The organism is Sulfurospirillum diekertiae, from assembly GCF_002309535.1.
GTDB classification, from domain to species: Bacteria; Campylobacterota; Campylobacteria; order Campylobacterales; family Sulfurospirillaceae; genus Sulfurospirillum; species Sulfurospirillum diekertiae.
In genome coordinates, this window is record NZ_CP023275.1 from 1,297,675 (window position 1) to 1,311,349 (window position 13,675).

A 13,675-nucleotide genomic window follows, 5' to 3' on the forward strand; every position below is an offset into this window, starting at 1 on the left:
AATAAACTTTATTTTCTCTTACATTACTTTTGGTAAGTATTGAATTAAGAAAAGGTATTTAAAAACCGTTTTCGCGCACTTTCATGTGCGATGATTGGCTTTGGATAGCCTGTGATTTCATGGCTTAGTAAATAGGCTTCTTTGTGCAAACACGCATTTGGAACATCACTTAAGATCGGAAGATAGTGCTTGATGTAGCGTGCTTCTTTGTCAAATTTCAATGACTGTGTATACGGGTTAAAGATGCGAAAATACGGTTGCGGGTCGATGCCCGTTCCCGCACACCATTGCCATGAGAGGATGTTCGCCGATGCGTCATAATCCAAAAGATGCTTCGCAAAAAATGCCTCTCCTTTTTGCCATGGCAACATCAAATGCTTGGTAAAAAAAGAGCCCACCACCATGCGTGCGCGGTTGTGCATCAAGCCTGTACTGAGTAGCTCTGTCACTGCCGCATCAACAAGCGGATACCCCGTTTGCGCGGAACAAAAACGCTCATAGGCTTCTGCATCGTTCGAAATAGGTGGCGCGTATTTATAATTTTCCCATGCAAGTCTTGGAAAATGGTAGAGCAAATAAGCGTAAAACTCACGAAAAATAAGCTGTCTAAAAAAAGGCTCTGTGGTGTGACCTTGTTGTTTGAGTGTGACTAAAAAGCGTACCACTTCACGAATGGAAATGGTTCCAAAACGCAGATGAACGCTCAAATGTGATGTGGCATCAGCGTCTAAAAAATCACGTTTTTCAGCATACGCATCAACTTTACATGTAAAGATTTCCAACGCTTTTTGAGGCGCTAAACTGTTTACATGTAAAGGCTCAAAACCAATACTTTCTATCGTTACATGTAAAGGGTTTAGCGTGTGTCCTTGAATGCCTAAAAGCACGCTGTAGTTGAAGTTTGAAAGACTTTGTTTGCCTTTTTTGTATTCTAATGCGTAAAATTGTGTGTAAAGTGCTTTACAAGCACGATAATAAGGGGTAAAAACAAGGTAAGGTGTACCATCTTTCTTAAGCACTTCATGAGGCTCAAAAAGATAACAATCATTCAGAGAATGAAAGCACATAAACTCCGCGATTTCAGCATCGCGCTCTTTGGCATAATCATCGTAATCCACACTACCATAGACTTCATCAAAGCCAAGTGTTTTAAGGTAGGTAAAGACGTCAAACGGCGTACCATAAAACAGAGCTAGATCAAGACCAAGGGCTTTAAGATCGGCTTTGAGTTTGAGGACGTGCTCAAAAATAAACGAGACTCTTCGATCTCTTTTTTCAAGACCCCGTAAAATCTTCGTATCGAAAATAAAGATGGGTAACACTTCACCCTCAGTCGCTAAAAGCATGGAGTCATGAACACGAAGATCGCGCCTGAACCAGAGCACTTTTTTCATGGTTATTTTCCTTCTTGAATGGTGGAACGAAGTGCCAAATCTTTAGGGTAGGGGTTTAAGAACTTCTGCCCTAAAAGGTAGTGTATTTCATACTTTTGCGCTAAAAATTCGATGGTACTCATGACTGCAATGAGCGGAATGATCTCATCGCGGAACTCTTCGATTTGCAGATGCAACGCCTGTTTTTCGCCACTGCTCAGCTCTTTCTTGAAAAAACCCACCATGTGTTGCAGAACATTGACCGTTTTACCAATCGAGCCTTTGTGTGCAATGGTTTGTTTAAACAGAGCGATGTATGCTTCTGTGGTCTCTTTCAAACTTTTTTTTGCATGATTGGCAACGATTTTCCCCAAAAAGCGGTAGTTTGCTTCGTGTTTGCTTTGCAGGAGAAACTTATACGCCGTGTGAAAGCTCACAAGTTCTTGCATAGTTTTGATATTTTGGCGAAGCATCATCGCATCGTGGTAGGCAAAAACTTGCATCACAAAGTTTTCCCTCAGCCAAGGGTCGATCAAACGCGCCTCTTCTTCGATGGGAAAATCCTCAAAATGCTCTTTACATGTAAACGCAAAAAGCCCATCTTTTTTCCCTTCGCTCATCGCACCGCTGTAATACTTCGTACTCCCAAGCCCACAACTAGGCGACTTGGACTTCAAGATAATGCCGCAAATGGGCTCGCTTTGAATCTTGCGTAGTTCATGCTCCACCGCTTCGTTCATCGCCTCTGTAACATCGTTTTTGGAAAAGACGGTGATGACCTTTTTGTGCTCATTTTCAAGCACAATGCGTATCGTCTCACGAGGCGTACCAAACGCCAAATGCTCAGGACAAAACGGCACAAAGGTAGCATATTTGCCCAGCTTGTCGGTGATAAAACGGTCTCGTTGCCCCGTCTTATCGTAACGAATTGGCTCGCCCAGTAAACAGGCAGAAACGGCGATTTTGAGCATGAACGTCCTTTGATAAAAGCTATGACTATTATAGCTAGTACTTTTGATAAAAGGCTTAGTGGAAATCTTGTTATAATACTAAAGCCTCTATTTGTGAATACTTTAAGCGATTTTAACAAAAAGGTAATATGACTTATGGATAATAAACTACAAAAATTTGAATTACATTATTATCTAAAGGATAATTCTCACTCTATGAATGCTTTTGTGAGAAATAAGGCTGAGAAAGATTTTCTTGAAGCTATTAAGAGAATAGGTGAGATTTTAGATAGTGAATTAAAAATAGAAACAGAAGCTTATCAAGAAGGTGGATTAGTTGAAATTTTGACTTTTAGTGGCGTAGTTTTAACTTTTTTATCTCCTGCTATTAATAAGATTATTACTCATTATGCTACAAGAAATACTCAAGGAGAAGCCTTAGATAAAAAAATAAAAGAAGTGACATTAAAAAATTTAGAGTTAGACAGTCATAAAAAAGAATTGGAAATTGAAGAACAAATAGACAAGAGGCTTAATGATAAACTAGCTCAAAAATATATTTCTAATTTTTATAAGAAAATAGACTCTTATGAAAAAGTTGAAAAAATTGGATACAGAAGTTTAGAAAATGATGAAGATGAATTTATAGTTGAAAGAAAAGATTTTAAGAGCTTCATTTTACATGATGATACAACAATTTTAGAAGATGACGATGCCATGATAGAAATAATTTCACCTGTTCTAAAAGAGGGAAAATATAATTGGCGTGGAAAATATAAAAATGAAAAAATTGATTTTAGCATGGCTGACTACAACTTTAAACAAGAAGTAATAGAAGGTAAACATACATTTTTAAATGGTTCATCAATCAATTGTCATTTAGAAATTAAGATTATTTTTGATGAATTTGAAGATGAAAAAAGTAAAAATTATAGAGTATTACAGGTTTTTGGAACAAAAGAATTAGAATTGAGCGAATTAAAACTTCGTGAAGCTGGCAAAAAACAAAAACGTAGAAAATGGTTAAATAAACATCAAGGGCATTTTTTTGATGAAATTGAAGAAGATACAAAATAACTCAAAATGCACTAAAATGGTTTTACATGTAAAGCCAAAAGACTTTACATGTAAGAACTATTTGGGTCGTTTATCCACCACGCGTGTGGCTTTTCCTTCGCTTCTCTGCAAGGATTTAGGTGCGACAAGCTTAACTTCGACGTTGATGTAGAGGTTATTTAAAAGAGCGTGTTGAAGCTCTTTTTTGAGGTTTCCGAGGTAGCTGACATCATCGCTTATTAAGTGCTCGTCGAGTTCAACATCGATTTCGAGTTTATCAAGGTAGCCTTTTTTGTCGGCGATGATTTGGTAGTTGAGCGTGATGCCCTCTTGTTTGGAAAGTACGTGTTCGATTTGCGATGGGAAGACGTTCACGCCGTTGATAAGAAGCATATCGTCGCTTCTTCCTACGATGCTTTCAATTCTGCCGATGGTTCTGCCACAACGGCATGGAATGCGTGTTAAAGAGGTGATGTCACCCGTTCGGTAGCGAATGATCGGCAAGCCTTGTTTGGTGAGCGTCGTGATAACCAACTCGCCGCGTGTTCCCTCTGGTAGGACTTCACCTGTTTTTGGGTCGATGATCTCAGGGTAAAAATGGTCTTCATGAATGTGCAAAAGATTGGAGTGCTTACAGTTACATGCCACGCCCGGTCCGATGATCTCGGAAAGCCCGTAAATCTCATGATAGTCGATGCCCCAAATATGCGCTATCTCGTTTTTAAGCCCTTCACTGGTTGGCTCTGCACCAAAAAATCCCACACGTAGTTTGAAATCTTTTTGGATGTCATAGCCCTCCGCTTTTGCCACTTCTGCCATATGAAGCGCGAAAGAAGGCGTTGCGGTAAGGACGGTTGCGCCAAAGTCTTTTAAAAGCAAAAGTTGGCGAGAGGTAAAGCCTGTGGAGCTTGGGATGACGGCGATTTTCATACGTTCCGCCGCATTGTGAAAACCAAGACCGCCCGTGAAAAGTCCGTAACCGTGTGAGTTTTGCATGATGTCTTGGCACGTAACGCCACCCATCGTAAAGGCTCTTCCCATCACTTCCGCCCAGATGTCCATATCGTGCTCGGTGTAGCCCACAACGGTGGGTTTGCCTGTCGTGCCACTTGAGCTGTGAATGCGTACGATCTGGTCCATATCGACGGAGAACATGCCAAAAGGGTAATTATCTCTAAGGTCGTGTTTTTTAGTAAAAGGAAGTTTGGCAATATCTTCAAGGGTTTTGATGTCCTCGGGTAACACGCCATGTTCGTCAAACTTTTTCTTGTAAAAAGGTACAAGATGATAGACGCGAAGCAGTGTTTCTTTGAGATGTTTGAGCTGCCAAGCCTGAAGCTCATCACGGCTGAGGCTTTCGTTTTTACTGAATGTCATGGTCTTTCCAACCTTTACATGTAAAAATGTTTGGCTTGAACAATCTCAATATTTTGAGCTTGAAGTGCAGCAATCGCATCATCAAAACGGTCTTTGTCGACACTGAAAATGAAAATGCCTGTATTGGCTTCATAAAAGCTGTAGGTGTAGAGAATGTTAATGCCTGCCTTTGAGAGGGCACTCACAGCTTTATCGAAACTTCCTACGACATCTTCGATTTTGACACCAAACACATCGGTAAAACGCACGCTAAAGCCCTCATCTTCAAGTACGGTTTTGGCTTTTTCAGGATTGTCCACGATGGTGCGAATCAAGCCAAAATCGGTTGAGTCAGCGAGTAAAATAGACTTAATCGAGATGCCATTTTTTGAAAGAATCCCTGTAAATTCAGAGAGTTCACCCGCCTTATTTTCTAAAAAAACAGAAAGTTGTTTGATGTTACATTTCATGCGTGACTCCTTTTGTCGATGACGCGTACGGCTTTGCCGACACTGCGTTCAATGGTTCTTGGCTCAACGAGTTTGATCTCCGCGTTGATGTAGAGGTTGTTGAGCAGTTCATGTTGGATTTTTTTCTTTAAAGCTTCGAGTGAGCCAATGCTATCCAGTGGCATAGCTTCGGTAACTTCGACCATAATTTCAAGCTTATCAAGATAGCCTTTTTTGTCGGCAATAATTTGATAGTTCAGCGTAATGCCTTCGATGTTGGCAAGAACATGTTCCACTTGTGAAGGGAAAACATTGACGCCATTGACGATGAGCATATCATCCACACGTCCCATGACACTTTTCATGCGCACATGCGTTCGTCCACACTTGCATGGGGTGCGATCCAAAGAGGTGATGTCACCCGTTCGGTAGCGAATAATCGGAAACGCTTGTTTGGTCAGGCTCGTGATAACCAGTTCACCTTTTTCGCCCAATGGCAAGACTTCGAGTGTTTTTGGGTCGATAATTTCGGGATAGAAGTGATCTTCAAAGACATGCAAGTCATTGCTCTCAAAACAATTCGCTGAAACACCCGGTCCGATAATTTCAGAAAGCCCGTAAATCTCACAGTAATGAATGCCCCAAACACGGGCGACTTCTTCTTTGAGCCCAAGACTGGTGGGTTCTGCCCCAAAAATGCCACATTTAAGTTTGAAATCTTTTTGGATGTCATAGCCTTCAGCTATGGCTGCTTCTGCCATATGCAAGGCAAAGGAAGGCGTTGATGTGAGTACGGTTGCTTCAAAGTCTTTCATCAGCATCAGCTGGCGTGAGGTAAAACCACCTGAGCTTGGTACAACCGTTGCACCCACGGTCTCTGCACCATAATGAAGCCCTAATCCACCCGTGAAAAGACCGTAGCCATACGCGTTGTGTGAGGTATCTTCGCTCGTTACGCCTGCCATTGTAAAGACGCGCGCCATCACTTCATTCCAAGTATCAAGATCCGCTCGTGTGTAGCCCACAACGGTGGGTTTTCCTGTTGTTCCACTGGAACTGTGAATGCGCACAACCGCATCTTTTTTAACCGCAAACAACCCAAAAGGATAGTTGTCACGCAAATCTTTTTTCTTGGTAAACGGAAGTTTGACGATGTCCTCTATGGACGTAATATCAGCGGGTGTAATGCCAAGTTCTTCAAACTTTTTTTGGTAAAACGGCACATTGGCATAGACGCGTGCGACGGTATCTTTGAGTCGTTCTGTTTGAAGTTCCGTGAGCTTATGACGAGGAAACGTCTCTTCTTTCGACCAGATCATTGCTTCGCCTTTGTGTCGTTGATGCCCTGATGAAGTACAGCGATATTTTTCTCCGCCACTTTTGCGTTCATCATGGTAATCGCCTCTTCAATCTCTTTACATGTAAAAGGAAAATGCGCATCAAGTGCCAGCGTAACGCCTAGCATATAAACGTTGAGCGCATCAATAGGAAACTCTTTGGCTTTTGCTTTTTTAAATGCGTCGATGCAGTGAGTTTCAAAGTCAACCTTAGGGAAGTTCTTAGGTGCATTCATGACGATGACACCTCGTTCTTTATTGAGATACTGAATGTTGCGCAGGGCTTCATTGCCCTCAAGCGCAATGAGAAGATCGGCTTGTCCTTCATCAATCGCAGGTGCATAAAAATCGCCGATTTTAACGTAACACGAAACCGAACCACCGCGTTGGCTCATGCCATGATTTTCCGTTCCCAAACATTTTTGATTTTTAATTGCAGAAGCAATGCTTAAAACTTTGACTAAAAAGACCGCACCTTGTCCGCCAATGCCTGCGATAACAATTTGATACTTCATCTTACTTCTCCTCTTTTTTCACAAACGCATCGGTAGGGCAGACCACATCAAGGCATGAACCGCATCCTGCACATAAAAACGGGTCAATTTCCATTTTACCAGCATCGTTGTAGTGCATGGGTGGGCATTTGTAGTTGGTAATACACGAATCACAGGCGACACATTTGTCCTCATCAACTTCAACCATGACATTGCCAAGGCGACCTAAGGCATTGTCTTTATCGAGGACACAAAATTCGCGAACCACAGCAACCACAGGTGCCGTAGCGGTTTTATACGCCTCTTGGAGTGATTTCATAAAGTCAACGGTTTTATTCAGGTCTTGCTCGTAAACGTATTCATGGCACACTAGACCACATCCTTCAATGATGCGTTTGATGTCGATTTGGTTAGGATTGGTACGCTCAGGTGTGGTTTGACGACCCGTCATCGCAGTGGTGGAGTTGTCTAAGATGACAAGAATGAATTTATGGTTTTGGTAAGCCGCATTAATCAGTGGCGCAACGCCTGAGTGCATAAACGTGCTATCGCCGATGGTTGCAACAACGGTTTTATCAGGGTCTGAAATGCTAAAACCACTCGCCATCGAGATACTTGCTCCCATACATAAAATGGTATCGATTGCCGCTTGATTGAGCCCTAGTGTGTAACAGCCGATGTCGGAAGTGTAGATAGACTTTTTCTTTTTAAAGACTTTTGTAATGGCGTAATGCACATCACGGTGTGGACAGCCTGGACACATATTGGGTGGGCGTTTAGGAAGTTCTTTGTCGTACTTTTCACTTTGATACGCATGACTTGGTGCAATTACATCTGCTTTTGCAAAGGCGGAGAGGACTTTATCTTTGGAAAATTCATCAATTTGGTGCACATGTTTTGTCAATTTTCCGTACAATTTTGGAGAGCTCAACTGCTCTTCAATACAGGGAAAACTCTCTTCAAAAACAATGATTTTATCGTAATCGACAAAGAGTGCTTCAAGCTTTTCTTTAGGAAGCGGGTAGGGCATATCGAGTTTTAAAATATCTGCTTTGATCTCTAATTCACTCATCGCTTCTCTCACATAACCATCTCCCGTTCCACTGGTAAGACAGAGAACACTTTCCCCTTTAAGTGCATGGGTTTTAGGTTTAATCAAATGATCCCAGTTCCACATTTTAATCGCTTCTAAACGATCAATTTGCTCGAGACCTTGTCTAAACCTTCCAGCAGGAGGAACAGCGCCCCAGCGTGGAATGTTGCGCTCAAAATTGCCTTGATTTGCCTTTACATGTAAACTATCATCCACATCGCAAATCTCTCTGGCATGGCTGACACGCATAACAGGACGCAACATCACAACGGATTCAAATTCATGTGAAAATTCAATACCCAGTTTGACCATATCATAGGCTTCTTGAGGTGTTGAAGGATCAAGCACAGGAATACGTGCAAACTTGGCAAAACTGCGGCTATCTTGCTCCGTTTGAGACGAATAAAATCCTGGATCATCGCATGAAATGAGTAACATTGCGCCTTTAAGACCAATGTATGAAGCACTCATAAGCGCATCACTAGCAACATTAAGTCCCACTTGCTTCATGGTCGCACAGGTACGTTTACCAGAAATTGCTCCGGCATAAGCCACTTCAAAACCAACTTTTTCATTGGTTGCCCACTGGGCATAGGCTTCAAGTTTATTTTTGTCGCGAAATTTTTGAAAATTTCCCAAAATCTCACTTGAAGGCGTTCCTGGATAGCCTGAAACCATATCCACACCCGCGTGAATCAATCCCAAGGCAATCGCTTCATTCCCCATTAAAATCTGTTTCATATCGTTGTGCTCCATCGCTTTTACGTAGTAATTTTAAAGGGTATTGAAACTTAGTTTATAAAATACTTATCTAAGGCATTGTGTCAAAAACGTTACTTCTAAAGTGAGCAATTTTGAAACTTATCACTTTTTTATAATCTATTAATGATAGAAATAAAGTTTCATTAAAGCTTTTTATATTACTTTTAAGGAACTTTTAAAAGGAAAGGGATGGTATGGGAACATTTGACTTAGGCGTTGGGTTAGCCTTTTGGTTGATGAATGCTAGTGCTCTTTTATGTGTTGTTTATGGCATTGTTTACTGGAATAAAGACAAAGAAGAGAAGGTGCTTGAACGCAAAACTTGGGATAAAAATGAAGCTAAAATCAATAAGGATTTGTGATGAATTTATTTGAAAATATTGTCATCATCGTCTACCTTGCTGTGCTTGCTTACTTAGGTTTTGTGGGCTATAAGCAGACAAAAAGTTCAGCAGACTATCTTATAGCAGGTGGAAACACGCATCCGTTTGTGATGGCATTGAGTTATGGTGCAACTTTTATCTCTACTGCTGCTATTGTGGGATTTGGTGGTGTAGCGGCATGGCTTGGAAATTCGCTTCTATGGCTTACGTTTTGTAACATCTTTATCGGTGTCTTTATCGCCTTTGTCTTTTTGGGTAATCCTACTCGAAAAATGGGCATTCGCCTTAATGCACACACCTTTCCTGAATTACTAGGACGACGTTTTAATTCTAAGTTTATTCAGGTATTTGGTGGCGTTCTTATTGCAATTTTTATGCCGTTATACACATCAGCTGTTTTAATTGGAGGAACAGAATTTTTGGTGGCTTACTTCAAAGTGGATTATCACCTTGCTCTTCTTGTGATGTCGGTGATCGTAACAGGCTATGTTTTAGCCGGTGGACTCAAGGGGGTCATGCTGACCGATGCACTTCAGGGAGTCATTATGTTTGTGGCTATGATCATTTTACTTGTGATGGTCTTTGATGCTGTAGGTGGTCTGGATGTTGGGTTTTCAAAGTTGGCGATGGTATGGGAAAAAACTGTTGCGCCACTTTCTGGTGTCAATATTAAAGATTTAGCTGCAGGAAGCCCTGATTTTCTGATGAAACTTTCGATGAATTGGGGATTTCAAGGGTGGAATAAAATGCCTGTTTTCCTCTCAGAGGGATGGCTTTTTATCATTACAACGATTGCCATGGGTGTGGGTGTCGGTGTTTTGGCTCAACCCCAATTGGTGGTTCGTTTTATGACCGTTAAAAGTAAAAATGAACTCAATCGTGCTGTTTTGATCGGTGGCATTTTTATTATAGCGATGACAGGAATTATTTACCTTGTGGGTTCAGTCACCAATGTATGGTACTATGAATTTAATGAAGGTAAAAATGCCCTTCAAAGTACGGGTGGCGTTGGAAAAGTGATTCCTCATTTTATTAATGCTGCGATGCCAAGATGGTTCTCATTTATATTTTTATTTGCATTGATCTCGGCTGCTATGAGTACACTTTCCAGTCAGTTTCATGCGATGGGAACGGCAATAGGTCGTGATGTTTTTGAACAACTAGCGGGAAAGCATAATCCAAATTCGCTCTTAATTACACGTGTGGGTATTGTGGTGATGATCGTTATTTCAGTCACATTAGCTTATTTTTTTGATCAACAACCTGCCATTATTGCACGCAGTACAGCCATTTTCTTTGCGCTTTGTGCGAGTATCTTTTTACCGACTTATTTTGGCGGACTTTTTTGGAAACGTATGACTAAAAAAGGAGCGATTGCATCAATGTTTATTGGTACTATTGTGACAACATTTTGGTTAGTATTTGTACATTTTCAAGAGGCAAAAGAGTTAGGTATTTGCAAAATGCTTTTTGGGGTCAATAGCCTTTTAAGCGGAAAAATTACTTTTGTGGATGCCATGATAGTTGCTTTACCTCTTTCATTTTTAACAGCAGTGGTTGTTTCACTTATGACAAAGCCAGAGAGTCCAGCATTAATTAGAAAATGTTTTGAAGATTAGAAGAAAAGAGAAGAGGGTAGAGTTTTACCCTCTATACTCTTGTATGTATGATTCTGTGGAAGTATCAATAAACTGACGTGTTTTTTTCAGTTTTTGCATGGCTGCAAAAGTGCTTTCTTTCTCTCGTTGCATAATTTTTAAAGCTTCTTGAATCAGCGCACAAGCTGTGATTGCTTCATCAACAGTTTCAAATTGAGGAACATTTTCAATAAGATCCCCAATATGAGTATAATTTTCTTCGATAATAGCGATTGTAAAAGATTCAATCCACGACATTGTCCGTCTCATCTTTCCATGCTTGCAATAATTCTTTGGCAACGCTAATAACTTCATCCAATTTAGAGGTATCATTGTTGAGATTTGCCTCAGCAAGAAGTTTAACTTGATGAACATAAAGACCACTCAGATAATAAGCAATTTGACCACCATCATAATTAAGCGAGTTGATAAGCTCTGTAAAGATTGCGGACGTACGATTGATCCAATACGTTCTTTTTTCGATGCTGCCATCTTCAATTGCTCTTTTAGCTTGCGATGCAAAACGCAAAACGCCTTCATATAGCATTCTAATCAACTTTTCAGAAGATTCAATAGAGACGTTGTTTTGTGAGTAAGTTGAATATGCTAGATTTGAATACATTGTAAATTCCTTTAATTAGCTACTACTAGAGCTAGTAGATTGTTTGATAATGGTTAATAGAGAACTAAATTGATTGGTCAGCTTGCTAATAATGCTATCGTAAGCAGCAAATTTTGTTGCCATTGCATTGTATTTATCATCTAAACGCGAAACGGCAGTCGCTCGAGATGTTGTCAAAGCTGTTTTAACGGTTGTTAAACTCGTGTTGTACTGTGTCAGAGTTCCATCAGTGGTATTGACGTAGCTATCCATGATGCTATTAAACGTTGTAAAGATACCATCTTTGATAGTTGGGGAGGAGTAAACATTGTTTGCTGCAAGCCCTAGAGAAGCAAGGGCTGTAGTATCACCTGTAATAGCAATGTCTGCACCTGCAGTACCTTTTAAAACAATGTTGTTATTCGTGCCGACACTTGCAGTGATACCTGAAAGTCCAGCATTATTAATTGCTGTTTTGATGGCAGCCAAGTTATCGGCTATAGTTGCGGTAGCATCTGTTGTTAGGGTAATAGCTTTGCCATTAATCGAAAAGGCACTTGATCCAATACTTAATGCTCCTGCTGCAACAGATGAGCCATTATAAGAGGTACTACTGTAGGTAGTTGAGCCTTGAAAATAGTCTTTAATATCAGCAGGATCAGCAGCTACTTTAGCATCAAATGTAGCTGAGTCAAATGACAATACGCCTGTACTATCCATGGAAATACCATAATCACTCAATCCTCTACCTTTACTATCAACACTTAACACTTCTTTACGAATCGCGGAACTCAAAGAACTCACTTGCGTTACTCCTTGAAATGTCCCTGCTGTTTTTGAGGTCGTATCGTAAGTTGTTGTGCTTTTGAGTTTGGTCATCAGATCATTGTACCCAGAAACAAGTGATTTAAGATTGGTGGTGATATTGGTCCAGTCTTGTGTAACAGCAACCGTTGTATTGGTTGTAGCATCTGTTTGTTCTTTATTTAAAGTCAGACTAAGTCCAGACACAAGATCAGATACTGTGTTAGATGATCGATTGATTGTAACACCATTGTAAACGAAAGAAGCATCTGTTGCCGTTTGGAGATGATTCGCTGCGGTATCTAAACCTAAATCCGTGAGTGCCGTTCCTGTACCAGTGGAAGATAATGTAATGGCATTATTCGCTCCTGTTGAAGCTGATTTAATGACAAGCTTATAAGGATTAGTTCCACCAACATTAAGAATAGAAGCAGTGACTTTTCCACCAGCTCTATCATTGATCATATCTTTAAGATCTGAGAGTGTTGTTGTTGAAGTGATATCAAGAGTATAATTGCTTGTTCCAATTTTGAGGTTAAGTGTGTCACTTGCTGATGTAAAGGAGCTTGTTTGACTTGAAAAACTGGTTGATTGATAAATATCTTGTTTTGCTAGTGTATTCACATGCAGTGTAAAGTTTTCTACTGCTGCACCACCACTTGCAGTGACGGATACCGCATCATTAGAGACAGTTGTTGTTCTTTTGAGATAATTATTTTCATCTGATAGTACATTGGTAGACGACTTCAACGTATTTGCTAGTGATAGAATCGATGCCAAATCCGTTTGTTTGGTTGCATTGGCTGTTAATTTATTATCAATAGGTGTTACAAGTCCTGATTCATCAGCTGCACGTAATTTGTCTAGAACATCGCTTGTTAATACACCACTACCAAGACCTAATGAACTCAAACTACCGGTCGTACTACTTGTTGTGGTAGTCGTTGAAGTTGTTGCCATTATCTATCCTTTTTTATCAAAAATTATCCCTACAATTTCTTTCATTTTTTCAGAAAGTTTCATTGCTTCATCGGTAGGAAATTTACGAATAACCTTTCCGGTGCTTTTTTCCATTACATTAACATACATTACATCAATTTTATCATTAAAACCAAAAGTGAGATTGGTGTCAAGTAAATCCATTTGCTTATTGAGCTCTTTAACGGTATCACTTAACGTTTTTTTAGTATCCGTATCTTGGCTTTGTTGTTGCTTAACATTAGTTGTATCTGCCGTTTGTTCAACTTGCCTTGTTGGTATGGTACTTGATACCTTTGGAGCGGTTGCTGTTTCGACTTGTTTGCTGGTTGCGCTAAAAATGTCCATAATTGCCCTCCTTGACGTTTTATAATTTTCTATTAACCAAATCGACACATTATT

The 13,675-nt window shown here is 40.3% G+C and carries 14 protein-coding genes; 3 read left to right on the forward strand and 11 right to left on the reverse strand.

The features are described 5' to 3' along the window. Nucleotides 1-44: 44 nt before the first annotated feature. Together SJPD1_RS06705 and SJPD1_RS06710 are read right to left on the reverse strand one after the other, a co-directional pair. Nucleotides 45-1,394 carry a cryptochrome/photolyase family protein gene (locus tag SJPD1_RS06705; protein ID WP_096046530.1) on the reverse strand — a complete coding sequence of 450 codons (1,350 nt, stop codon included), beginning with the start codon at nt 1,392-1,394 and terminating at the stop codon, nt 45-47. Between the two features lie 2 nt (nt 1,395-1,396). Continuing rightward, complete coding sequence (locus SJPD1_RS06710; protein WP_096046531.1) at nt 1,397-2,344, reverse strand: YbgA family protein; 948 nt, start codon at nt 2,342-2,344, stop codon at nt 1,397-1,399. Between the two features lie 135 nt (nt 2,345-2,479). Here SJPD1_RS06710 and SJPD1_RS06715 point away from each other — a divergent pair, with 135 nt between their 5' ends. Further along, nucleotides 2,480-3,400 (forward strand): hypothetical protein, encoded by a 921-nt coding sequence (locus SJPD1_RS06715; protein ID WP_138070106.1) that lies wholly within the window; start codon nt 2,480-2,482, stop codon nt 3,398-3,400. A 57-nt stretch (nt 3,401-3,457) separates the two neighbouring features. Here the strand turns inward: SJPD1_RS06715 and SJPD1_RS06720 are convergent, their stop codons facing one another. The 5 genes from SJPD1_RS06720 to SJPD1_RS06740 are packed head-to-tail and all read right to left on the reverse strand — an operon-like array spanning nt 3,458 to nt 8,849. Next, complete coding sequence (locus SJPD1_RS06720; protein ID WP_096046533.1) at nt 3,458-4,756, reverse strand: phenylacetate--CoA ligase family protein; 1,299 nt, start codon at nt 4,754-4,756, stop codon at nt 3,458-3,460. A gap of 14 nt (nt 4,757-4,770) precedes the next feature. Continuing rightward, complete coding sequence (locus SJPD1_RS06725) at nt 4,771-5,205, reverse strand: ACT domain-containing protein (protein ID WP_087438523.1); 435 nt, start codon at nt 5,203-5,205, stop codon at nt 4,771-4,773. After that, on the reverse strand, nt 5,202-6,503 hold the full coding sequence (locus SJPD1_RS06730; RefSeq protein ID WP_096046534.1) for a phenylacetate--CoA ligase family protein: 1,302 nt from the start codon (nt 6,501-6,503) through the stop codon (nt 5,202-5,204). Before SJPD1_RS06730 ends, SJPD1_RS06725 begins: the two co-directional genes overlap by 4 nt. Next, a complete protein-coding gene (locus SJPD1_RS06735) occupies nt 6,500-7,036 on the reverse strand; it encodes a 2-oxoacid:acceptor oxidoreductase family protein (RefSeq protein ID WP_096046535.1) in 537 nt (178 codons plus the stop codon). Before SJPD1_RS06735 ends, SJPD1_RS06730 begins: the two co-directional genes overlap by 4 nt. A 1-nt stretch (nt 7,037) precedes the next feature. After that, complete coding sequence (locus SJPD1_RS06740; RefSeq protein WP_096046536.1) at nt 7,038-8,849, reverse strand: thiamine pyrophosphate-dependent enzyme; 1,812 nt, start codon at nt 8,847-8,849, stop codon at nt 7,038-7,040. A gap of 215 nt (nt 8,850-9,064) precedes the next feature. On the opposite strand from SJPD1_RS06740, the gene SJPD1_RS14520 reads away from it, so the two are divergent. Further along, nucleotides 9,065-9,232 (forward strand): symporter small accessory protein, encoded by a 168-nt coding sequence (locus tag SJPD1_RS14520; protein ID WP_168171299.1) that lies wholly within the window; start codon nt 9,065-9,067, stop codon nt 9,230-9,232. Beyond that, complete coding sequence (locus tag SJPD1_RS06745) at nt 9,232-10,872, forward strand: sodium:solute symporter family protein (protein WP_096046537.1); 1,641 nt, start codon at nt 9,232-9,234, stop codon at nt 10,870-10,872. The genes SJPD1_RS14520 and SJPD1_RS06745 overlap by 1 nt, the downstream gene beginning before the upstream one ends. A gap of 24 nt (nt 10,873-10,896) precedes the next feature. Here SJPD1_RS06745 and SJPD1_RS06750 read toward each other — a convergent pair whose 3' ends face one another. Genes SJPD1_RS06750 through SJPD1_RS06765 form a run of 4 tightly spaced genes read right to left on the reverse strand, consistent with a single transcriptional unit; the run spans nt 10,897 to nt 13,621 of the window. Further along, nucleotides 10,897-11,148: a hypothetical protein gene (locus SJPD1_RS06750; protein WP_096046538.1), complete on the reverse strand. Its 252-nt coding sequence runs from the start codon at nt 11,146-11,148 to the stop codon at nt 10,897-10,899. Continuing rightward, nucleotides 11,135-11,512: a flagellar export chaperone FliS gene (gene fliS / locus SJPD1_RS06755; protein ID WP_096046539.1), complete on the reverse strand. Its 378-nt coding sequence runs from the start codon at nt 11,510-11,512 to the stop codon at nt 11,135-11,137. The genes SJPD1_RS06750 and fliS overlap by 14 nt, the downstream gene beginning before the upstream one ends. Nucleotides 11,513-11,527: 15 nt before the next feature. Continuing rightward, on the reverse strand, nt 11,528-13,255 hold the full coding sequence (fliD, locus tag SJPD1_RS06760) for a flagellar filament capping protein FliD (RefSeq protein ID WP_096046540.1): 1,728 nt from the start codon (nt 13,253-13,255) through the stop codon (nt 11,528-11,530). Between the two features lie 3 nt (nt 13,256-13,258). After that, nucleotides 13,259-13,621, reverse strand: coding sequence for a FlaG family protein (locus SJPD1_RS06765; protein WP_096046541.1), 363 nt, complete (start codon nt 13,619-13,621; stop codon nt 13,259-13,261). Nucleotides 13,622-13,675: the final 54 nt, after the last annotated feature.